Annotated in this window: 18 protein-coding genes and 2 riboswitches; of the genes, 7 read left to right on the forward strand and 11 right to left on the reverse strand. The window is 68.0% G+C overall.

Going from position 1 to position 20,720, the window contains the following annotated elements; all coding sequences use genetic code 11:
- Positions 1 to 1,515: a precorrin-2 C(20)-methyltransferase gene (locus tag ACIRG9_RS26840; protein ID WP_402861495.1), complete on the forward strand. Its 1,515-nt coding sequence runs from the start codon at positions 1 to 3 to the stop codon at positions 1,513 to 1,515.
- On the opposite strand, the gene ACIRG9_RS26845 is transcribed toward ACIRG9_RS26840, so the two are convergent.
- The 3 genes from ACIRG9_RS26845 to ACIRG9_RS26855 form a co-directional block, all read right to left on the reverse strand.
- Positions 1,503 to 2,282, reverse strand: coding sequence for a cobalt-precorrin-6A reductase (locus ACIRG9_RS26845; protein WP_402861498.1), 780 nt, complete (start codon positions 2,280 to 2,282; stop codon positions 1,503 to 1,505). The two genes, ACIRG9_RS26840 and ACIRG9_RS26845, sit on opposite strands and share 13 nt — an antisense overlap.
- Before the next feature lie 645 nt (positions 2,283 to 2,927).
- Entirely contained in the window at positions 2,928 to 3,668 is a 741-nt protein-coding gene (locus tag ACIRG9_RS26850) for a CbtA family protein (protein ID WP_402861501.1), read from the reverse strand.
- Between the two features lie 32 nt (positions 3,669 to 3,700).
- On the reverse strand, positions 3,701 to 3,919 hold the full coding sequence (locus ACIRG9_RS26855; RefSeq protein ID WP_402861504.1) for a CbtB domain-containing protein: 219 nt from the start codon (positions 3,917 to 3,919) through the stop codon (positions 3,701 to 3,703).
- Between the two features lie 31 nt (positions 3,920 to 3,950).
- A riboswitch (cobalamin riboswitch) is annotated at positions 3,951 to 4,088 on the reverse strand.
- 89 nt (positions 4,089 to 4,177) lie between these two features.
- Here ACIRG9_RS26855 and ACIRG9_RS26860 point away from each other — a divergent pair.
- Positions 4,178 to 4,753, forward strand: coding sequence for a histidine phosphatase family protein (locus ACIRG9_RS26860; protein ID WP_402861507.1), 576 nt, complete (start codon positions 4,178 to 4,180; stop codon positions 4,751 to 4,753).
- A gap of 20 nt (positions 4,754 to 4,773) precedes the next feature.
- Here the strand turns inward: ACIRG9_RS26860 and ACIRG9_RS26865 are convergent, their stop codons facing one another.
- Positions 4,774 to 5,289: a (2Fe-2S) ferredoxin domain-containing protein gene (locus ACIRG9_RS26865; protein ID WP_402861510.1), complete on the reverse strand. Its 516-nt coding sequence runs from the start codon at positions 5,287 to 5,289 to the stop codon at positions 4,774 to 4,776.
- Here ACIRG9_RS26865 and ACIRG9_RS26870 point away from each other — a divergent pair.
- The gene (locus ACIRG9_RS26870; protein WP_402861513.1) at positions 5,278 to 5,454 is read left to right on the forward strand and encodes a hypothetical protein; all 177 of its coding nucleotides are present in this window, start codon (positions 5,278 to 5,280) and stop codon (positions 5,452 to 5,454) included. The genes ACIRG9_RS26865 and ACIRG9_RS26870 overlap by 12 nt on opposite strands.
- Before the next feature lie 14 nt (positions 5,455 to 5,468).
- Here ACIRG9_RS26870 and ACIRG9_RS26875 read toward each other — a convergent pair whose 3' ends face one another.
- From ACIRG9_RS26875 to ACIRG9_RS26900, 6 genes are all read right to left on the reverse strand, one after another.
- On the reverse strand, positions 5,469 to 6,233 hold the full coding sequence (locus tag ACIRG9_RS26875; RefSeq protein ID WP_402861516.1) for an ABC transporter ATP-binding protein: 765 nt from the start codon (positions 6,231 to 6,233) through the stop codon (positions 5,469 to 5,471).
- Positions 6,230 to 7,222, reverse strand: a complete 993-nt coding sequence (locus ACIRG9_RS26880; protein ID WP_402861519.1) for an iron chelate uptake ABC transporter family permease subunit — start codon at positions 7,220 to 7,222, stop codon at positions 6,230 to 6,232. Before ACIRG9_RS26880 ends, ACIRG9_RS26875 begins: the two co-directional genes overlap by 4 nt.
- A 68-nt stretch (positions 7,223 to 7,290) precedes the next feature.
- Positions 7,291 to 8,298: an ABC transporter substrate-binding protein gene (locus tag ACIRG9_RS26885; protein ID WP_402861522.1), complete on the reverse strand. Its 1,008-nt coding sequence runs from the start codon at positions 8,296 to 8,298 to the stop codon at positions 7,291 to 7,293.
- A gap of 9 nt (positions 8,299 to 8,307) precedes the next feature.
- Positions 8,308 to 8,481, reverse strand: a riboswitch (cobalamin riboswitch).
- Positions 8,482 to 8,897: 416 nt separating this feature from the next.
- Entirely contained in the window at positions 8,898 to 9,068 is a 171-nt protein-coding gene (locus ACIRG9_RS26890; RefSeq protein ID WP_402861525.1) for a hypothetical protein, read from the reverse strand.
- 115 nt (positions 9,069 to 9,183) lie between these two features.
- Positions 9,184 to 9,456, reverse strand: a complete 273-nt coding sequence (locus ACIRG9_RS26895) for a hypothetical protein (protein WP_402861527.1) — start codon at positions 9,454 to 9,456, stop codon at positions 9,184 to 9,186.
- Between the two features lie 254 nt (positions 9,457 to 9,710).
- The gene (locus tag ACIRG9_RS26900; protein ID WP_402861530.1) at positions 9,711 to 10,061 is read right to left on the reverse strand and encodes a hypothetical protein; all 351 of its coding nucleotides are present in this window, start codon (positions 10,059 to 10,061) and stop codon (positions 9,711 to 9,713) included.
- A gap of 68 nt (positions 10,062 to 10,129) precedes the next feature.
- On the opposite strand from ACIRG9_RS26900, the gene ACIRG9_RS26905 reads away from it, so the two are divergent.
- From ACIRG9_RS26905 to ACIRG9_RS26920, 4 genes are all read left to right on the forward strand, one after another.
- Positions 10,130 to 10,780, forward strand: a complete 651-nt coding sequence (locus ACIRG9_RS26905; RefSeq protein ID WP_402861533.1) for a helix-turn-helix domain-containing protein — start codon at positions 10,130 to 10,132, stop codon at positions 10,778 to 10,780.
- Positions 10,666 to 11,280, forward strand: coding sequence for a transposase (locus ACIRG9_RS26910; protein ID WP_402861536.1), 615 nt, complete (start codon positions 10,666 to 10,668; stop codon positions 11,278 to 11,280). The genes ACIRG9_RS26905 and ACIRG9_RS26910 overlap by 115 nt, the downstream gene beginning before the upstream one ends.
- A 728-nt stretch (positions 11,281 to 12,008) precedes the next feature.
- Complete coding sequence (locus ACIRG9_RS26915) at positions 12,009 to 19,580, forward strand: RHS repeat-associated core domain-containing protein (RefSeq protein WP_402861539.1); 7,572 nt, start codon at positions 12,009 to 12,011, stop codon at positions 19,578 to 19,580.
- A gap of 37 nt (positions 19,581 to 19,617) precedes the next feature.
- Positions 19,618 to 20,085 carry a hypothetical protein gene (locus ACIRG9_RS26920; protein ID WP_402861542.1) on the forward strand — a complete coding sequence of 156 codons (468 nt, stop codon included), beginning with the start codon at positions 19,618 to 19,620 and terminating at the stop codon, positions 20,083 to 20,085.
- A 185-nt stretch (positions 20,086 to 20,270) separates the two neighbouring features.
- Here the strand turns inward: ACIRG9_RS26920 and ACIRG9_RS26925 are convergent.
- Positions 20,271 to 20,720 (reverse strand): transposase family protein (locus ACIRG9_RS26925; RefSeq protein ID WP_402861545.1); only part of this gene is annotated, 450 nt, incomplete at its 5' end.

The following is a 20,720-nucleotide window of genomic DNA, read 5'->3' on the forward strand; positions in this document are numbered from 1 at the left end:
ATGGCACAGCCCGGCACGCTCTATGGCGTCGGCGTCGGACCCGGCGACCCGGAACTGCTGACGGTCAAGGCCGCCCGGCTGATCGCCGAGGCTGAGGTGATCGCCTACTACTCGGCCCGGCACGGCCGCAGCATCGCCCGTACCATCGCCGCCGGACTGCTGCGCGAACAGCACATCCACGAGCCACTGGTCTACCCGGTCACCACAGAGGGCACCGACGACCCGGCCGGCTATGAGGGCGTCATCCGCCAGTTCTACGACGACAGCGCCGAGCGGCTCGCCGCCCACCTCGCCGCCGGCCGCAATGTCGTGGTGCTATGCGCCGGCGACCCGATGTTCTACGGCTCCTACATGTACCTGCACGAGCGCCTCGCCCACCGGTTCCCCGCCCAGGTAGTGCCCGGCGTCACGTCGGTCAGCGCCGCCTCCGCCGTACTCGGCCGGCCCCTGGTCGAACGCGACGAGGTGCTGACCATCCTGCCCGGCACGCTGCCCGCCGAGGAACTCGCCCGGCGGCTCGCCGACACCGACGCCGCCGCCGTGCTCAAGCTGGGCCGCACCTTCGACAACGTCCGCGCTGCCGTCACCGACGCCGGCCGGCTGCCCGAGACCTGGTACGTGGAACGGGCCACCTCGGCGCAGGAACACCACGCACCCCTGGCCGACGTGTCGGCCGACGAGGTGCCGTACTTCTCCCTGGCCCTGCTGCCCAGCCCGACCAGTGCCGCCACCCGCGACGAGTCGCCGGCCCCGACCCCGCAGCGGGCGGGGGAGGTTGTGGTCGTCGGCGTCGGCCCGGCTGGACCCCGCTGGCTGACCCCGGAGGTGGCGCGGGCGCTGCGCGAGGCCGAGCACCTGGTCGGCTACGGACCCTACGTCGACCGGGTGCCGGTGCGTCCCGGCCAGCAGCGGCACACCTCCGGCAACCAGGTGGAGACCGAACGGGCCGCCCACGCCCTGGAACTCGCGCTCGCCGGAGCCCGGGTGGCGGTCGTTTCCTCCGGCGATCCCGGAGTCTTCGCGATGGCCAGCGCCGTCTACGAGGTGGCCACCGCCCAGGCCCGCTTCGCCGACGTACCGGTGCGGATCCTGCCCGGCCTCACCGCCGCGCAGGCCGCCGCGAGCCGGATCGGCGCCCCGCTCGGACACGACTTCGCGGTGCTGTCGCTGTCGGACCGGCTCAAACCGTGGCCGGTCATCGAGTCCCGGCTCGCCGCGGCCGCCGCCGCCGACCTGGTCCTCGCGCTCTACAACCCGGCCTCGGCCAGCCGCCGCTGGCAGGTCGGCACGGCCCGCGACGTCCTGCTACGCCACCGCGATCCGAAGACACCCGTGGTGGTCGCCCGCGACGTCGGCCGCCCCGGCGAGACGATCACCATTACCACGCTGGCCGACCTGGACCCGGAGACGGTGGACATGCGCTGCCTGCTCATCGTCGGCTCGTCAACGACCCACGTCAGCACCAGAGGCGACGGGTCCACGGTGGTCTGGACCCCGCGCACCTATCCCGGCTGAACCGGCACACCGGACAGCCAACGCATCGCCTCCTCGACGGTGGTCACCACCGTCGAGGAGGCGAGCGGCGCGGGACGGTCGATCATCAGCACCGGCAACCCGAGGTGACGCGCTGCGGCGAGTTTCGCCTCGGTCAGCGGACCACCGCTGTCCTTCGTCACCAGCACGTCGATTCGGTGGGTGCGCATCAGATCCAGCTCGCCCGACAGGGTGTAGGGGCCGCGACTGCGCAGCAGCTGTACGTGGGCGGGGATCGGGTCCGCCGGCGCGTCGACGACCCGGGCGAGGATCCACAGCCCGCTCAGCGGCAGGAACGCCGCGATGCTCTGCCGGCCGGTGGTCAGCAGCACCCGCCGCCCGAGCGTAGGCAGCATTCGTACCGCAGCGTCCACGTTGGGTACCCGGTGCCAGCGGTCGCCCTGCTGGGCCGTCCATCCTGGCCGTTCGAGCCGCAGGTGGGCCACACCGGCGGTGGTGGCGGCGTCGACGGCGGCGGTTCGCATCCGGGTGGCGTACGGGTGGGTCGCGTCGACCATCGCGTCGATGTGGTGCTCGGTGAGCCAGCGTGTCAGTCCGGCGGCGCCGCCGAACCCGCCGATGCGTACCTCGCCCACCGGCAGCCGAGGATCGGCGACCCGCCCCGCTAGGGAGGACACCACTGCGAGCGCCGGCTGGTCGGCGATCAGGGCGGCGAGGGCCCGTGCCTCGGCGGTGCCGCCGAGGATGAGTACTCGTCGTTCGGGAGCGGAAGCCATGGTGGTGCTCATCCAACCAATGCTTGAACAGTGCGGGCGGGCCGTGCCTTCAGTGGCGGACGGCAGGGTACCGGTCGGCACCGGCAACGAACCTGGGAGATGACGCATCTGGTGCGCCAGGAACACCAAGGGCAACCGCGATGCTTCGCCGGGCGCACGGTCTTGCTCCCGCCAACGTCGTCGGGCACGGCGTGGCGCTGGCGAGGAGCCGTTCGATGCGGCCGAGCCGGCTGGTGACTTCCTCGAGCTGATACCTCAGGCGGGTGACTCGCGCCTCGCTGGCCCCTACCTGCCGCCGTGAGGCGTCCAACCGCTCGAAATCGATGGGCCGCAGTACGACCATCTCCTCACCGTCGATGACCATGACCTGGTGGTCTATCCTGCGGCGCACCCGCCACCCCTTCATTCGCCCCGTCACGCCCGATACCAGCGAACCACGCCGCGAGGCCCGGCCCGCTCCTGCATCCGCAGGATGGGAGACGGCCGGGCCCACCAGGCGCGCCGCGGTCACCCGATAGCGCTCTATCCGTGGGTATGCCACGCCGAGCAGCGCGTGCCCGGCGAGGTGCCCGCCTTTACCAGCGGTAAAGGCGGACACCGCTGACCCTCAGCCGCCCAGGGCGTGGCGATGCCGGCCCCGGGCGGTGCGCTACGGCCTCACCGGCCGGCGCTGACCGCTGCCTTGTCCGCTGGGACCGTGTGCACGTGCCTACGAGGTCCGACGAGCGCGCCGAAGAGCAACCCCAGCACGGTCCAGGTGACGAGTTGGGTGCCGAGTGAGGCGAGCCGGAAATTCCAGAGCACGAGGGCGGGGAAGCCGTCGGGGACCTCGCTGATCGTAGGAAGGGTGAACTCGACGATAGCGATTAATGCTACGTATGCCCCAATGGCGGCGATATTGGCGTTCCAGCCGCCGTAGCGAGGACCAAGCCAACGCCCGAGGGAGAGGGCGAGGAGTCCGCCGGCGACCGCGATCACGATCATGAGGAAATACAGGCCGGTGCGCTGGCCAAGCGAGTCCGGGCTGCCGGTGGCCGGCGGGTTGGCCGGATACTTGAGGAAAGGTACGAGCGCGACGGTCACGAAGCCACCGAGTGCGACGAGAGCGGCGGTCGCGCGGGGGCTGAAGCGGCCGATCCGGCCGTACGCGACAGCGAAGGCAAGGGCGAACAGGCCGCCGAGCGCGACGCCGTACACCAGCGTGCCCGTGGCCAGGCCGACCGTGCTTTGGATGGTGCGGCTGACCAGTTCGGGCTCATCGCCGTGGTCGTGCCCGCCGGCGTGTGCGGACTCGAAGTCGATGGCCTGCCCGACCGGACCCTCTCCGAAGAGGGTGGCGAACACGAAGGCGGCGGCACCGGCGGCGAGGCCGACGATCATGCCCCGCACAAGCAGCATGCGTGTGGACAACACGGAATCTCCCACCGCTCTCAGTGGCAGGGGAAGCCGAGCAGATGGCGACCGTCGTGCACGAACTCGTGCACCGTCGAGCCGGAGAACACGGAGAGCACACCCTGTTCCACGCCGACGAAATACAGCAGCACGACCGCGAGCACCGCGCCGAAGACAGCCCAGGGCATGATCTGGCGCAACGGGATGGGGGCCGGAAGGGGTACGGCGGCGGGGGTGGGCAGTGACACGTCGGCCATGACAGGACCTCCTTGGGATCAACGCGTCCCATAGCGGGTTTGGCGACGGGGAGGGTCTGACTCCCGGTCATGTGGGCTCGAGCCCTCGACCGGTTACAGTGGCGCGACCGTGCCGGAGTCTCACCGGCTTCCTCCACCATCACGCTGTGCCCCGGACGCTACGGCCGACGGCCCAGCAGTGTCAACGTGCGGAATGAACCCGATCTGTAGATCACTTCGACGGACCCAGTGGCATCAAGGCGTGGGAGGTCAAATGGTATGAGCAGTCGCCTCGTACTGGTCAGCCACGCACCCACCGCAGCCACTCGGGCCGCCGCCTTCCCCCAAGGCGAGCCGCTCGACGCGCACGGGTTGGCCGACGCGACCGCACTCGCCGGCATGCTGCCGCGCGCCGACGAGGTCCGCTGCGGACCGGCGCTGCGCTGTGTGCAGACCGCCGCCGCTCTCGGGCTCGTGCCAAGTATCGATGAGGGGCTGCGCGACGCCGATCTCGGCCGCTGGGCCGGCCGCACGCTGGACGATGTCGCGGCCGCCGAACCGGATGCGGTTGCGGCCTGGTTGACCGACGCGGCCGCAGCCCCGCACGGCGGCGAGTCTCTGCACGACCTGCTCGACCGGGCTGGCCGCTGGCTTGGCGCCTTGCCCGGTTCCGTGCGGACGCTCGTCGCGGTCACCCACCCGATGGTGATCCGCGCCCTGATCGTGAACGCGATAGGCGCCGCACCTGCCTCGTTCTGGCGGATCGACATCGCACCCCTCACCGGGACCATCCTGCGGGGCGGCTCCGGGCGCTGGACGGTGCGGATGACGGCAGGTCCGCTGGACGACCGGTAGCGGCCTTGTCGTTCTCCCGTTCACGAGTCGCGTGGGCGTCTGCCGTCAACCGGCATGCCGTCGCGCAGGTGTTCGTCGGTGATACGGACGGCGAGGTCTGCGTCGACCTGTTCGTACCAGGTGTCGTCGGGATACACGACGACGAGCGGGCCGAGGTTGCACGGGAACAGGCAGCCGGTCGCGGTGACCAGGACGTCGTCGTCGCCGAGGCCGTGCTCCTTCAGCCGGTTGCCGAGGGCGGCGGCGACGTGGTCGGCACCGTATGCGGTGCAGCGCGGCCCACGGCAGACCAGCACGTGCCGGCGGTGGCGGGTGATCTGTGACCAGGCCGGGCTGCGGAATGGTCCGGGGATGCCGTCGAGCCGGGTGCGCTCGCCGGCGATGGCATCGTTGACTGCCGTGACCAGCGCGGGCTGCGTCGCCAGCGGCGCGGCGACAAGGATCCGTGTCTGCCGGTCCCGTGTGATGCGCCAGTGGGCGACCGCGCGGCGGATCCAGATGTCGAGGTACCGGTCGGGCGGTACGTGGGTGGCCACGAGCAGAACTTCGCCATCCTCCGGTACGGCATCGAGGGCTGCATGCAGGGATGGCTCGGCGCCGTCGAGGAAACACGCCGCCACTGGTACGCCCGTAGCCTCGGCGACCGCCGCGGCGAGGCGATGGATCGCGTCATGGCCGCCGTGGTGGGTCGCCCCGCGTGAGACGAGCAGGACCTTCATGCTGCCGGTGCCCGGTAGGTGATGACCGTGCGTCCGTCATGCACGGTGACGTCAGCGTCCACGGCGTACACGTCGGCGAGCAGCGCAGGCGTCAGCACGCCGACAGGCGGTCCGGAGGCGACGACCCGGCCGTGGTGCAGCACCACCACGAGGTCGCAGAACATCGCGGCCAAGTTGAGGTCGTGCAGTGCGGCGAGGGTGGTGACGCCGCTGCGGCGGACCAGGTGCAGCAGCTGCAACTGGTGGCCGATGTCGAGATGGTTGGTGGGCTCGTCGAGCAGGAGCAGTTGCGGCTCCTGGGTCAGCGCTCGGGCAAGCTGCACCCGTTGGCGTTCCCCGCCGGACAGCGTCTGCCACTTGCGGTGGGCGTACCCGGTCATGTCGACGCGCTCAAGAGCGTCGGCTGCGGCCGCCCGGTCGGTGTCGCTGTCGGACCAGCGGGAGCGGCGGTGCGGGGTGCGGCCGAGCAGCACCACGTCGAGCACGGTCAGGTCGAGGTCGGTCTCGGTGTACTGGGCGAGCAGCGCCATCCGCCGCGCCGCAGCGGCACGCGGCAGTTCGGCCACCTCGTCGCCCGCGACGGTCACGGTCCCGGACTCGGGGGCGATCAAGCCGGCGACGACCCGCAGCAGGGTGGTCTTGCCGGACCCGTTCGGGCCGAGCAGGCCGACCAGAGTGCCGCGCGGCGCCGAGCAGGTCACGCGGTCGAGGAGCCGAGTGGCCGGCACGGACCACGAGACATCGCGGATGTCGAGCATCATTCGTTCCCATCCAGTCGCCGCAGCAGTAGCACGAACGCAGGCACCCCGAGCAGGGCGGTCAGCACGCCCACCGGTAGCTCGCGGGGTTCGAACAGGGTCCTGGCCGCGGTGTCCACCCAGATCAGAAAGATCGCTCCGGCGAGGACGACGACCGGCAGCAGCCGCCGGTGGTCGGGGCCGGTGAACCGCCGCGCGGCGTGCGGTAGCAGCAGGCCGACGAAGCCGATCGCGCCGCTGATCGCGACCAGCACGGCGGTCAGCAGCGCGGTGGTGACCAGCAGCAGCCACCGGACACGCCCGACGTCAATGCCGAGGGCGGCGGCGGCCTCTTCGCCGAACGCGAACGCGTTGAGCGCACGGGCATGCCAGAGGATCACGGCGAACACCGCCGCGAGCACCGGCGTCGCCCATCCGAGTGCGGTCCAGTCGGCGCGGGCGAGCGAGCCGGACAGCCAGAAGGTGATGCTGTGGGTCGCGTGCGGGTCGGCCGCCCAGATGATCACGAACGAGGTCAGCGCGGCGCACAGCTGCGCGACGGCGACGCCGGCCAGCACCACCCGGGTCGGTCGCAGGACCGCTCGCCGGCCGGCGGCAGCGACCACGACGGCGAACGCGGCGAGCGCCCCCGCGAACGCGCCCCCGGTGAGCGCCGCAGCACCCGCGCCGAGGCCCAGGACCAGAACGGCGACGGCGCCCAGCGACGCCCCGGAGGACACGCCCAACAGGTACGGGTCGGCGAGCGGGTTGCGGGTGACGGTCTGCATGACCGCCCCGGAGGCGGCGAGCCCGGCCCCGACCACGGCGGCGCCCAGCACCCTCGGCAGCCGCAGTTCCCACACGATATGGTCGCGCAGCAGCGGCACGTCGGCGCTCGTCAGGCCGAGATGGTCGGTGATGACCAGCCACACGGTGCCCAGAGACAGGTCCGCCGGCCCCACCGTCACGGCCGCGGCCACCGACAGCAACAGGCCGCCCGCGAGCACGGCCACCACGGCCACCATGCGCACCGCCCGGACCGGCCGCGCCGGGGCCTTCGCCAGCCGGGTGGTAGCGGCGGTCAGTTGCCCACCCCGCCGATACCCCGGGTCAGGGCCTCCACGGCGAGCACGTTCCGCACGCCCGCGGAGGTGGAGGAGAAGTCCAGGACGACGTACCTCTTGTCCTTGACGGCGGGCAGGTCCTTGAGCGTCGCGTGTTTTTCGAGGAAGGCTTGCTTGGCGGCGGCGCGGTCCCAGCTCGCGTCGATGAGCACGATGACCTCCGGGTTGCGCTCGACGACGGTCTCCCAGCTGGTGTCGGCCCAGCTGCCGTTCAGGTCGGCGAAGATGTTGGTGACCCCGGCCGCAGACATGATCATGGCCGGGCTGCCGCAGCAGGCGCCGGCACTGGGCGCGTCGTTGCCGCCGTCCCACCACAGCACCCGCGTGCCCTTCGCGCCCGCTGACACTTTCGCAATGCGCTCCTGCTGGTCGGCGATCAGCGTCTCGGCCCGCTCCTTTACGCCGAAGACCGCGGCGATCTCACGGATCTCGGCGAACACGTCATCCATCGTCAGCCTCGCCGGCCGCGTGTCCTTCGGGCAACCGGCGGCGGAGATGTACGTAGCCACGCCCAGCTTCTGCCAGTCGGCGCGGTCGCCGACCCCCTCGTCACTGAACGCGCTCGCGAAGGAGGCGTAGACGAAGTCGGGCGCGATGTCGAGCAGCTTCTCCTTCGACGGATACTCCTTGGCCACTACCGGTACCTTCGCGTACGCGGCGGCGTACTCGGGCAGCACCTGGTCGTCGAGGAAGGCGGTGCCCGCCATCCGGTCCTGCAAACCGAGCGCCAGCATGATCTCGGTAGCAGACTGATTCATCGTCACCGCCCGCGCCGGCGGCTTCGTGACCGTGACCGGCGTGCCGCAGTTGGTGACTTCGACCGGCCCGGCCTCGGCGGACGCCGTGGTGGCGGGCTTGTTGTCGCCGGTCGCGGCGCAGCCGCCGACCAGGGCGAGCAGGACTGACAGCGGCGCAGCAACGCGCCAGGACACAGGGGACCGCATAACGGGACCACCTTCCAGCACCTCGTGGACGGGTCGTGCAGGTGCCGTGGCCGGTCTCCTGGCTGACGGGTGGTGCGCCGGTGGCCGGCCTTCCCAGGCATGCGCCCAGTGACCTTTCGGTGGCCTCCAGCATCCCGATCACAGTGGCGAGGGCCGCACCGGTCTCACACCGGCTTCCCGAACACCACGGCCAGGCCACCCTAACCAACCCTGGCGGCATCGTCACCGTGGCCTAGGTCATGGTCGGAGACCACGTTGCTTCACCGTGTCGGCTCACGCGAGGTGTTGTCCGATCCGCCCAGGGGCGACGCCACAAACGGCTGGGCGAAGGCGCTTGACCGGTGACCGGGCTGCTGTTCTTCGCTGCTGTACCGGCCTCGATCGCGGCAACATCGGCCCGGGTCAGGTCCGCTGACCAGCTTGTGAGCGGACCGGAGGCTATGGCCTTAGAGACCGTGTTCGCGCTGCGGTGGCTGATCGGCCCGCGGGAAGGTCAGTCGGACTGGCGCCTATGGAGCCCACCTTCACCGACAACGCCCTGCTTGCCTTGCGACCCAACACTGCAGCAGGAGTCCGCGTCCAAGCCAAACGCGTGAACCCAGCAACAAGACAGATAGCCCTCAACCAACCGGCGGCAGCCACGGCTCCGCCACGGCGGCGAGCAGCCGTGACGCTTGCGGCCGGTCCGGCCAGGCCACCCGGCGGTAGACACCCTCGTCGAAGAACTCGACCACGATGCGGCCGTGGCCGGTGACCAGGTCCTCCGCGCAGTTGCGCTGCCGCCGGCACAACGACGCCGGTCTTGCTGGTCGACGTGGACATGCGGCCGTAGAAGGCAAACCGCAGCCCCACCCGTGCCGGGTCAGCCACGGCGGCGAGTAGCCGTGTTGCCTGCGGGCGGTCCGGTCAGGCCACCCGGCGGGAGACACCCTCGTCGAAGAATTCGGTCACGACCCGGCCGTGGCTGGCGATCAGGTCGTCGGCGTAGTTGCGCTGCCACCGGCACGACGACGCTCGATCCTGGAAGTCGACGGTGGACATCCGGCCGTAGAAGGCGAAGCGGATGCCGGGTGGGGGTAATGTTGTCGGTCGCCGCGTCCGTTGGCGGTCTCGCTGGTTTGGCTGCCGTATCCACCAGCCGAGCAGGTCGCGGCCGTCGACTTCCTGCGCGTATTGCATCAGGACCCTCCCCGCACGGCGTTACAGCCATCCGGTTCTATACGGATGACTAACGATGCAGGGACGGTGGACACCCGGCCATCGGGGTTATCCAGGAAGGCGATCTCGACTCGGGCGCTGGCTTTCTTCGGGATGATCGACAAGATGCGGACGCTCCGAGGTCGCGTCGTCTCGTTGCCGGTAGGCCCGCTTGTCCCCGACAACGAACCGGGCCGGATCGCTCCTCATTCATCACACCTTAGTGCTGCTCGGCGTTAATTCGTCGGGGGTTGGGTCCAGGCGGTGGGGTCGTTGAGGTGGAGGCTGCAGGCGCAGTCGAGTGCTTCCTCTGCGGTGCCGGTGGTGTGGCCGCTGGGCAGGTACGAGTCTTCGTATCTGTCTTTGCTGGCGAGGTAGATCGCGAAGCCCCACTGGTTGGCGTAGCCGCGGTAGCGCAGCCGGATCAGGGGCAGGGTGGTGCCGTCGGCGAGTTGTCCGTCGACGTAGGCGAACACGCCGCGGTAGCGCACCGACACCGTGGTGAGGGCAGGCCAGTGGGTGCGGGCGTGAGCGCCCAGGCGTTGGCGTAGCGAGGTCTTGGTCGACTCGGGCGGAGGCTTGGCCACGACTGCCATAGTGCCGCAACCGGGACGGCGTGTCGGTGCGGGCGCTGCGGCGTGTGGGGTGGCAGAACATGCCGATGCCCCCGACAAGCCCCTACGTGATCGCCCTCGATCCTGATGAACGTGGCGCGCTGCAGGCGTTGACGCGTCGGTCTACCAGCGCGTATCGGTTGGTGCTGCGGGCACGGATCGTGCTGGCCGCCGCGGACGGCGCCACGAACACGGCGATCGCCGCCCGCCACGACGTGCACGTGGACACGGTGCGCAAGTGGCGGCGGCGGTTCTGGCAACGCCGGCTGGAAGGGCTGGCCGACGCGGACCGGCCCGGCCGCCCGCCGCTGTTTACTCCGGTGCAGCAGGCGCAGGTCAAGGCCCTGGCCTGCGAGCTGCCGGCCGACCGCGGGGTGCCGCTGTCACGCTGGAGCGCGGCCGAGTTGGCCGGCGAGGCGGTCACCGCGGGGATCGTCGCCGACATCTCCGGCTCCACGGTGGCACGTTGGCTGGCCGCTGACGTGATCAAGCCCTGGCAGCACCGGTCGTGGATCTTCCCGCGGGACCCTGACTTCGCCGCCAAGGCCGACCGGGTGCTCGACCTCTATGCGCGGACATGGCAGGGCCAGGCGCTCGGCGCCGACGACCTCTCATCAGCGCGGACGAGAAGACCTCCATCCAGGCCCGCTGCCGCTGCCACCCGACCCTGCCCCCGGGACGGTCGAGGCTGATGCGGGTGGAGCACGAGTACGACCGTGGAGGAGCCCTGGCCTACCTGGCCGCGCTCGACGTGCACAGCGGCAAGGTCTACGGCCGCTGCGAACCCACGACCGGCCTGGCCCCGTTCGCGCGGCTGGTCGAGCAGGTCATGACCCGTGAGCCCTACGCCTCAGCACGGCGGGTGTTCTGGATCGTCGACAACGGCTCCTCCCACCGCGGCCAAGCGTCCATCGACCGCATGACCGCCGCGTGGCCCAACGCCACGATCGTGCACACCCCGCTGCACGCCAGCTGGCTGAACCAAGTGGAGATCTACTTCTCCATCGTGCAGCGCAAGGTCGTCACCCCCAACGACTTCTACGACCTGGCCGACGTCGCCAACCGGCTCGAGGCGTTCCACGACCACTACAACCTCGGCGCACGGCCGTTCAACTGGCGATACACCAAGAAAGATCTTGATGCGCTCCTCAAACGCCCCGCCACCCACACGCCCCTACCCACCGCCGCGTGACCCCCGACGAATTAACGGCAATGAGCACTAAGCATGAAGAGCGCTTTCTCGGTGCCCGAGCCGTAGTAGCGAGTATCGGCCATGCTGTACCTCCATCTTGGGGCGCTTTGCGTGGCGGATGCTATGGGCTGGGTACGACAATCCTGCTGCGCCGGAAGGCGGGATCACGGGGTTCAATGATCAATGGCAGCGCGGACTATACGTCCATCTGCACCTATGTTGCTTGCCATGAAATGAATTCAAGATTTTCAAACAGCCCTCCACGCTTCCGGGGATTGACAGGGGGAGGATGCAGAAGCCGTCCGGCGTCACTCACGGTGAGCATGTAATCCGAGCCGGCGCGTCTTCGCCGGGACCGGGCCTGCTTCGTCGAGTGTGGACTCCCTCGCGCGGCGCAGCAGGCTGCTGGCTGGGAGGACTACACCCCTGATTGGCTGCAAGAGTCTGCCTGATGGTGGGGTGGATTGATGGCTGGCAGCGGTGCCTGGTTGGCCGTCGACATCGACATCTGTTGACTCGGTGCGGTGGCGGGTCCGGCTGGTCATCTGGACTTCGGCTCAGGCGGTGACTGTCTTGCGAGGCCATACGGCCGAACGTCTGGTGCGTGAACCCTTATCGACATTTCGTCTTCGGTGGATCTTGTGTCTGTTGCGCGGCTGTACTGTCTGGCCACTTGGATGGGGTGGGGTGGGCGCGTGGTGCGGCGGGCGGGGATACGTTCGTGGGTCGTGGGGCGGTTTGGTGCTGGCAGGGCGGTGGTCGCTGGGGGCCTCGGCGCGGCCTTGCTGGCGTCGATGCTGGTGGTTCCTGTCGGGCGTGCGGGCGCGGAGGTTCCGGCTCGGTCGGGGGCGGATGCGGCGACGCCGGTGAATTCGGTGCCTGCGTCGGTGTACCGGCCCGACGAGCCGGAACAGCCCAAGGTGGCTTCGCCGGCGATGCCGCCGTCGGGGACGAAGCAGCGTGCGTTTTTTGATCGGGCGGTTGCGCAGCGGAAGGCGTCGACCGAGCGGATCAAGGCTCGGCTGCATCCGATCATGGCGGACACGGGGGTGACGGCAGCGAGTATGACGGTACTGCCGCCCGTCACGGCGGCCGGGCGTCTGGGTGGGCCCGCAGATGCACGTGTTGCGGCAGGTGCGGATGAGTGCGCCCAGGAAGGCGGCGAGCAGTGGTTCGCTCTCTACAGCGGCGGAACCGCGATTGTGGCACCGACGGCGAACAACCCGGGCGTGGCCAGGGTTGGCCTCACGAACTCGGGGTCTGGGACGTGGCCGGCGGGTTCGAGTTTTCTGAGCTACCGCCTGTTCGACTCGGACACCAACGAGATCCTGGGTGACTATCCGCAGACGCCGTTGCCCATGCGGGTGTCGTCGGGTGGGTCGACCCAGGTGGATGCGGCGATTGCGCCGCTGAAGCCGGGGACGTGGCGGGTCTTGTGGGATTTGTGGATCTCGGGTGTGGGCTGGCTCTCCGATAACTTCGTGTGCGCGTTCAATGTCAAGTATGTGATCCCGAACCAGCGTGCGACGTTGTCGTTGTCGACTCCGCCGAATTTCGGCACGGTGTTGACTCGTACTCCGAAGTTGTGGGTGGTCAGCGCGGATCCGGACCTGTGGCCGAGTGGCGGCGATGTCACGTTCCAGTTCAAGGTGTGCAAGAACTCGGCGATGACCGTCGGCTGCCACACCAGCGCGGCGGGCTTGTCGTTGCCTGGTTACCAGGTGCCGGCGGGGGTGTTGGCGTGGAATGACACGTTCTGGTGGTCGGCGCGGGTGTTCGATGGGCAGGACTACACGCCGGAGACGGGCTTTCTGCCGCCCAGTCAGGCGAGCGTGGTGGTGCCGTCCCCGGACCCTTGGCGGACGGTTGGTGCCGGGTTGGGACTGGCCAACGTCGCCGGTGTGGTCCTGCCGTATGGCATCTGGGTGCAGTCCGAGGTCGACGCCGAGGTGCAGGGCTATGGTCTGCCGCTGCGGGTGGAGCGGACCTACTCTTCCGGGGCAGTCAATACTTTCGGTGTGTTTGGATATGGCTGGCTGTCGTTGTTCGACGCGTCGGCGCAGTACAGCGCGGACGGCCAGTTGTTGACTGTTACCTATCCGGACGGTCGGCAGGAGGTTTTTGGACGCAAGGGCAGCGGCTGGGTGGGTCGGCTGGACAGTGGTGCCACCAACCGGGTGTCCGTGGCGGCGGACGGGGTTATCACGGTGCGTACTGCGGGCCAGGAGGTGGTCAGCTACGGCTCCGACGGGGAACTGCGGTCGGTGGCGCACGCGGGTCAGGGTGCGATCGACGCGGTGCGGGATGCGGCAGGCCGGATCAGGTCGTTGGTGCAGCGGCCGAGTGGTCGGGCGCTGACCGTGACCTGGACCAGCGATCACGGCACCGGATGCGGGAAGGCGTACGCGCCGGTCATCTCGGAGATCGCCAGTGAAGGACCGGCGGGTGGTGACCCGCTGCGGTGGCGGTACCGGTACTCGTGCGGAAAGTTGGCCGAGCGGTGTGATCCGGACGGTCATTGCACCAGCTATTGGGTGAAGGATTCCGAGGGAACCTGGTTCTCGGTCTCGCCACAAGCTCGCAAGGTCGCAGAGCCCACCGGCCTGACCGGCTCGTGGAGCCTGACAAGCTTCCCGGTGTTTGAGTGGCGGAGAATCTACATTCGAGCCGATGGTCAACAGCACGTCTTGGAATTGCAGCGGCCGGTCTCTGATCCGCACTGGCATGATTGGTACCTCAACGATGTGAACTCCTACGGGGGCATCCTTGTCGAAGTCAGCCTGCAGTTGGTCGGAACACGCGCGCGTCAGGATGAGACCTACCGATTCGATGAGCTGAACCGATTGCGGTCACTCACGCATGGCCGCTCTAACATCCAGCCGGCGGCCGGCAACTACCGGGTGTGGGAGTACTCGGAAGTCGACGGGCGGCTGTGGGCGTACTTCGACGAGAACTTCAACAGCATGGAGATGATCTACGACGGAGACGGGAACCTCACCGGCACGCACACGTGGCGGGACGCGGACACATTGGTTACCCACGACTCGTTCTACCAGCCGGTGCCTGGCGGTGACCCGAATGAGACACGGGTGGCCGGGATCATGGTCAGTCCTCGGCAGGACCTGCGGTGGCGCGCCGACATGTTCACCTACGACCCGCAGGGGCGACTGGTACGGCGAACGGGCAACGCTACCGCGGAGGCTCCGGACGGGCCGGTCACGAACTTTACCTACACGACCGGCGCGGAGGCGCCAGTCGGGCCGCGCCGCGGTGGTTCCGGTTCGTCGGCGACAATGCCAGCGGGGCTGCCACGCACGGTCAGCAACGCTGAGGGCACCGTCACCTACAGCTACAACGTGCAGGGTGACTTGACCCAGGTGTTTGATCCGGTGGGCCGGCGGGTGGGCTACGAGTATGACCACCTCGGCCGGCGGATCGCGGAGATCGAGTACAGCGACACCTACCCCCGGGGCGTGCGCACCGAGTTCCGCCTCGATGGGGTCGGGCGGGTGGTCGAGGAGATCTACCCACCGGTGGTCAACCAGGTGACCGGTGTATCGCAGCAGCGGCGGGTGTGCCGGACGTACGAGCGCGACGGCCTGCCCGTCATGGTGGTGGAGACCGCAGCCGCTGACTGCCCAGAGCAGGGGCCTCGCCGCGCCGGAGACCGCACAACGCACTTCTCGTACGACCCCGCGAAGCGGCTGATTCAGACTATCGACGCGGCCGGCGGCATCACCCACTACTCCTACGTGTACTCAGGGGCCGACGAGGTCGATTTCGACCTCAAGGTGATTGTCACCGACCCGCGTGGGCGGACACGGCAAAGCTGGTACCAGGACGGTCGGTTGATCGTGGAGCAGGCCACCGTCGGTAGCTGGGAGGAACCCGTCGCTGCCCGCAACCAGTACTTCTACGATCCGGCCGGCCGGCTCCTGGAGGCATGGGACGCTCTTGGCCGCAAGACGGCGTACACGTGGACGCCGGACGACCTGCTGGCGACCGCGGTGCGCCGCAGTGTGCGGCAAGCCGACGGGGGCGTCTACAACTACGAGCTGTTCAACCGGAAGTACGACGGCTCGGGAAAGGTCATCTCGGAGGTCACTCAGGACGGCCGCCAGCAGGTGCGGACCGTCTACGACAACGAGAACAAGGTCATCGACTTGACCGTATCGCCCTCCGGCAGCGCTACCCGCAACACCCACTACGGGTACGACCTGGCCGGCCGGCTGATCCTTGAGCGAACAACAGGCGTAGGCGCACCCGAGGAGGTCCGCTACAGCCGCGACCCGGCCGGCGCGATCCGCAACGTCGCCGTCCAGAACGGCTCTGAAAGCCTCTACACCAGCATCGTGCGGGACCAGCGCGGATACCCCACACAGGTCATCGACCCGCGCAGGGCCACTTCCGACGACCCCGACGCGTTCAAGACCCTGTACGGGTACGACGAACTGGGCCGGCCAACCTCGGTGACCAGCCCGCCGGTGACGGTGGAGGCCGACAACGGTTCGTCGCGGGTCGACCAGCCCGCGGAGGTCTACGGGTACAACGCCTTCGGCGAGTTGACGCACGCACGCGATGCCCACGGCAACGTCACCGAGACGCTGTACGATGACGCTGGCCGGATCGTCGAGATCCGGGGACCGCCGTACACCCCGCCAGGATCCACCACCACGCTGCACCCCACGATCAGGCGCCAGTACAACATAGCTGGCGAAGTGGTCAGCGAAACCGACGCGCGAGGCAACACCACCACGTACGAGTACGACCGGGGCGGCAACCTGGTCAAAGCAACCCCGCCGAAAACAGGGTCCACGCCAGAACCGGTCACCTACACCTACGACCTCGCCGGTCAGCTCACCTCGACAACGGACGCCACCGGCGCGGTGACCCAATTCGCGTATGACGCGCTCGGGCGCCCGGTCGCCACCACGCGAGTGGTCCGCCAGCCTGAGGGCGAACCGATCGAGTACATCACGAGCATCGACTACGACCGGTCCGGAGGCGTCACCACAGTCAGCCCCGGAGGATATCGCACCCTGCGACGCTACGACCCTGACGGCCGCCTTCGCGTGCTGCAACCGCCAGGCGTGACACCAACACTGTACAGCTACGACCACGCCGGTCGCCTGATATCGGTTCAAGACCCCGCCGGTCGCCTCACCGAATACCTGTACGACGAAGCCGGACGGCTTTACCAAGAGCATCACCGGGCCAGCCCGGGCGGAACAATCCTCGACCCCACCACCTACCGGTACGACAATGCCGGCAACCTGATCTCCCGCCGAGCACCGAACGGCACGGTGACCACCTACACGGTGGACGCGGCCAACCGCGTCACCACGATCCGGCAGCCAACAGGGGCCTCCACGTACATCGATGTCGCGGCCGGCTACGACGCAGCCGGCAACCGGGTCCGCTTCACCGACGGCCGCGGCAACACCACCAGATACGGATACAACACCCAAGGCCAACTCGAGACCGTCACCGAGCCCACCACCACCGCCCACCCTCAGCCCACCGACCGACGCTGGACCACCTCCTACGACGCGGGCGGACTACCCGTCAAGCTGGTCAAACCCGGCGGCGTCACGATCGACCGCGACTACGACGCGCTCGGCCAACTCACCGCCGAAACAGCCAGTGGCGGCGGCACGACCCCAGCCAGCCGCACCTTCGGCTACGACCGGGCCGGCCGACTCGAACGCGTAGACCACCCATCAGGCTCCGAATCCTTCAACTACTCCGACCGCGGGCTGATGCTCGGCGCGTACGGACCAGCAGGCAACACCGACTACTTCTACGACGCGGACGGGCGAATCAGCTCCCGCAACGACGCCGCCGGCACAAGCTATTTCACCTGGCGCGGAGACGGACAACTCGCCACCGCACGCAACACCACCAACCCCGCCGCCGGCGAATACAAGTTCATCTACAACCCGAACAGCGGCGAACTCACCCGCACGGAGTTCCGCAGCGGCACCTCACAATGGCAATACGATGACCGGGGCCGCGTCGCCAGCATCGCCGTCAAGAACCTCGACGGCACCGCCCTCTCCGCGGTCAACTACGGCTACGACGCAAACGGCAACATCACCAGCAAGAACATCACCGCCGGCCCCCACACCGGCGGCGGCACCTTCTCCTACGACCATGCCGACCGGCTCGTCAGCTGGCACAAGCAAGACGGCGGCACCATCGACTACGCGTGGGACGCTTCCGGCAACCGAACCCGCACCGAAACCAGTGACGGCACCCGCACCGACCAGACCTACGACACCCGCAACCGGCTGACCAGCAGCACCACAAAGGTCAACGGCACCCAAACCAGCCACAGCGACTACTCCTACACACCACGCGGCACACTGTCCGAGACGACCCACGACGATGCCCCGCCACGACCCGCAACCTTCGACGGTTTCGACCGGCTCATCGCCGACGGCCCGATCACCTACAGCTACGACTCGCTGGATCGTCTCGCCACCCGCACCGCCACCGGCACCACCACCTTCAAATACACCGGCCTGCTCGCGGACCCGACCCAATCCGGAACCGAGACCTACTGGCGAAGCCCAACCGGCAGCATCCTCTCCGGCAATCTCGGCGGCACCAACCTGCTACCCGCCATCGACGGTCACAACGACCTCGTGGGCTGGTCCACCATCCCCATGGGCAGCACGTTGACCGCCAGCACCGGATTCGACCCGTTCGGACTTCCTACCTCCGAATCGGGAGTCCAAGCCAACGTCGGCTTCCAAGGCGACTGGACCGACCCCGACACCGGCCGCGTCAACATGCACGCCCGCTGGTACGACCCACACAGCGCAACATTCGCATCCCGAGACGACACCCCGTTCCCGCTCGACGCCGGGGCGCAACTCAACCGATACGGATACGGCGCGGCCAACCCCCTGACCAACACCGACCCGACAGGACGCGCAGCCGGACCTGCGACGATCTGCGTGGCTGCGCCAGCCGTCTGCCGCCCCCTCACCCCAGCGGAAGTCGCCGCATGGGACCAGATCGTCGCCGGGCTGAGAGCCGGCACCGCCGCGGTCCAAATGAGCGGCGCCACCGCCACCACCGCTGCCACCACTGCCACCGCAGTAGGCGCTCCCGAACTGCTGGCCGTCGCCGCGGTACTCGCCGCCGGCGCCCTGCTGCTGTCCGCCATGCACAACCAGTCGCCCAATGCGGCCTACCCGATCTACGACGCGGTCCGAAGAGACTGGTACCGCCCAGGCAACATGGCCCACCCGGACATCGCCTGGTGCGGCTGCGGACGACCAGCACCCCGATTTCAGGCCGAACCAACACCCACCACACCTCAGCCCCGACCGCGACCGCCGGCACCTCCACCACCCGCACCGACAATCACCAAGGTCAGCACCGAAACCATCACCCGGTCCTGGTCCGATCCGCTCATTTCATACGCTTCTCCCGGATACCGCAACTACCGCAGGGACACCTACACCGAGACCTGGGCGCGCACCCTCACCGAACTGTCCGACGGCACCTCCTACCTGTCCGACTGGCAGCTACAGGCATGGACATACAGTTCGCGCTTTTGGCAAGTCCGCACCGTCGATCCAGAACGAATCGACAAGACCATCAAGGTCCTCGGCCCCAGCGACGACGTTCTCATCTCCCCGCCAACCCAAGCACGTGACGGCGAAGGCCTCTGCGGCATCACCGGCACACTCATCTCCTGCCTCGCCGAATCCCTAACCACCGTCGTCGGCGGCGGATGCATCGGCACACACAGCAACCTACGAGGCTGCACACCCACCGAACCCCAACCCGGAAACCCAGGCGCACTCCGCGAAACCGCCCCCGCCCAAGGGCAACTCGCCGACGCCTGCTTCACCGGCCGGATGCAACGGGCAGACGGCACGACCAGCGCGGGCCAGTGGACCTGCGGCGGCGGTGCCGCAGCCAGCGGCTACGATCCCGAATTTCCAACCATCAAATTGGACAATTATCGAGGGCGGTTCAACGCATTTCTGAACAAGAATGGAATTAAAAGGCTTCCGCAGGATTGGGATGCGCACCATGCGATTCCGCAGGAGTATCGAAGTCATCCCGGGTTTGCAGACTTCGATTTCGACGCCCCAGCGAACATCCGCGGCGTGCCAGGAAGTAGAATGAACTCACGTGGTGCGAACGTGCACCAAGATATCACAAACCAATGGAAGTGGTTCAGAGACCTGAATCCGAATCCAACTCGCGCTGAGATCGAGGACTTCGCGCTACAGATTGATAGGGGTTACGGTGCCTATTACTGGCGAGAGACTAGATAGCTGGAGTGACAGCATTCTGCAGCTTGCTTCGAAGATCATGACGAACTTCGAAGCCAACTTCGGCTACCCTCCGGATGAGAACATCCTGGTTAAAGCGGACGCCTCCAGCGGGACGAGAGTACAGGAACTCGCGGCTGTCGGCGTGACCGGCGACCTCCTCGATCTATACTCATGCGTCGAGAAAGTGTCGCTCCCCGATGCTGGCAACGGACTCTTCATCCATTCGGCAGAGGACGTTGCTGAGGGTGTTCGAGGATATCAGCCTACCAGGCTGGCCGGTGCGCGAAGTGAAGACATAGTTGTCTTTGGTTCTGACGGCGGAGGTGGTCTATTTGCCGTAAGTGCTGACGATGGCAGTGTTTATCGCCTCGGCGGCGGATCTTTGCTCGGGCAGGTATACGAAACTGACGAATCGGGCCTGATTAAGATCGCATCTGATCTATGGGGGTTCCTCGAGTATTTGAGAAGTGAGGTGGTGCAAACCATCCCACCTGGCTGGAGCTAATGCCCCGAGTCGCTAATTCTCGATAGCGGAGCCGGTGCAACTCGCCCGGTAACGGCGGCACCCCACTGCGGGTTCCCACGTACTGTTCCCTCGCCGGGCCGCAGAGCGAGGAGGAAGTCGATACTTTGCGAGTAATGCTGCCTTCAATGAGCCATTCCGCGCAACGTTCTGATCACCGAAGGTGATCATGTGGTGCGGTCGTGTTCGGTGTGGAGCAGGATGAGTGCGGCGGCCACGATCTTGCCGATGCGCCATGGGTCGAGGCTGATGTTGCGTAGCGCCTTGAAGGTGGTCTTGAGCAGAGAGTTTCCGCGTTCGCCGATGGCTCGGAGGCTGTTGTGGGTCTTGTTGAACTGCTGCTGGATCGTGGTGAGGCGGCTGTTCTTCGGTTTCTTGAATGCCACGGTGATGGTGCCGGACTCGCCTTCGTAGCCCAGGTCGCCGAGGGGTCGTAGGTCGGCGCCAGCCTCGCGCAGGCAGGGCAGGAGTTCGGGGTGGGTGCGCAGGGCTGTGGTGTCATGCTCGCGGCCGGGACGCACGGGCGAGGTCCAGATGGGCCAGCCGTCGCCGACGGTGATCACCTGGACGTTGCCGCCATGGTTGTCGTGCTTGGCAGACCACCAGAGATCCACGCC

The organism is Micromonospora sp. NPDC093277 (genome assembly GCF_044765245.1).
Classification (GTDB): domain Bacteria; phylum Actinomycetota; class Actinomycetes; order Mycobacteriales; family Micromonosporaceae; genus Micromonospora.

What these genes read in the sequence shown, in the direction of transcription:
- ACIRG9_RS26845 (WP_402861498.1), bottom strand. Translation starts at nt 2,282, where the DNA reads ATGAGCACCACCATGGCTTCCGCTCCCGAACGACGAGTACTCATCCTC.
- ACIRG9_RS26860 (WP_402861507.1), top strand. Translation starts at nt 4,178, where the DNA reads ATGAGCAGTCGCCTCGTACTGGTCAGCCACGCACCCACCGCAGCCACT.
- ACIRG9_RS26840 (WP_402861495.1), top strand. Translation starts at nt 1, where the DNA reads ATGGCACAGCCCGGCACGCTCTATGGCGTCGGCGTCGGACCCGGCGAC.
- ACIRG9_RS26855 (WP_402861504.1), bottom strand. Translation starts at nt 3,919, where the DNA reads ATGGCCGACGTGTCACTGCCCACCCCCGCCGCCGTACCCCTTCCGGCC.
- ACIRG9_RS26920 (WP_402861542.1), top strand. Translation starts at nt 19,618, where the DNA reads ATGACGAACTTCGAAGCCAACTTCGGCTACCCTCCGGATGAGAACATC.
- ACIRG9_RS26850 (WP_402861501.1), bottom strand. Translation starts at nt 3,668, where the DNA reads ATGCTGCTTGTGCGGGGCATGATCGTCGGCCTCGCCGCCGGTGCCGCC.
- ACIRG9_RS26905 (WP_402861533.1), top strand. Translation starts at nt 10,130, where the DNA reads ATGCCGATGCCCCCGACAAGCCCCTACGTGATCGCCCTCGATCCTGAT.
- ACIRG9_RS26895 (WP_402861527.1), bottom strand. Translation starts at nt 9,456, where the DNA reads ATGCAATACGCGCAGGAAGTCGACGGCCGCGACCTGCTCGGCTGGTGG.
- ACIRG9_RS26875 (WP_402861516.1), bottom strand. Translation starts at nt 6,233, where the DNA reads ATGATGCTCGACATCCGCGATGTCTCGTGGTCCGTGCCGGCCACTCGG.
- ACIRG9_RS26910 (WP_402861536.1), top strand. Translation starts at nt 10,666, where the DNA reads ATGGCAGGGCCAGGCGCTCGGCGCCGACGACCTCTCATCAGCGCGGAC.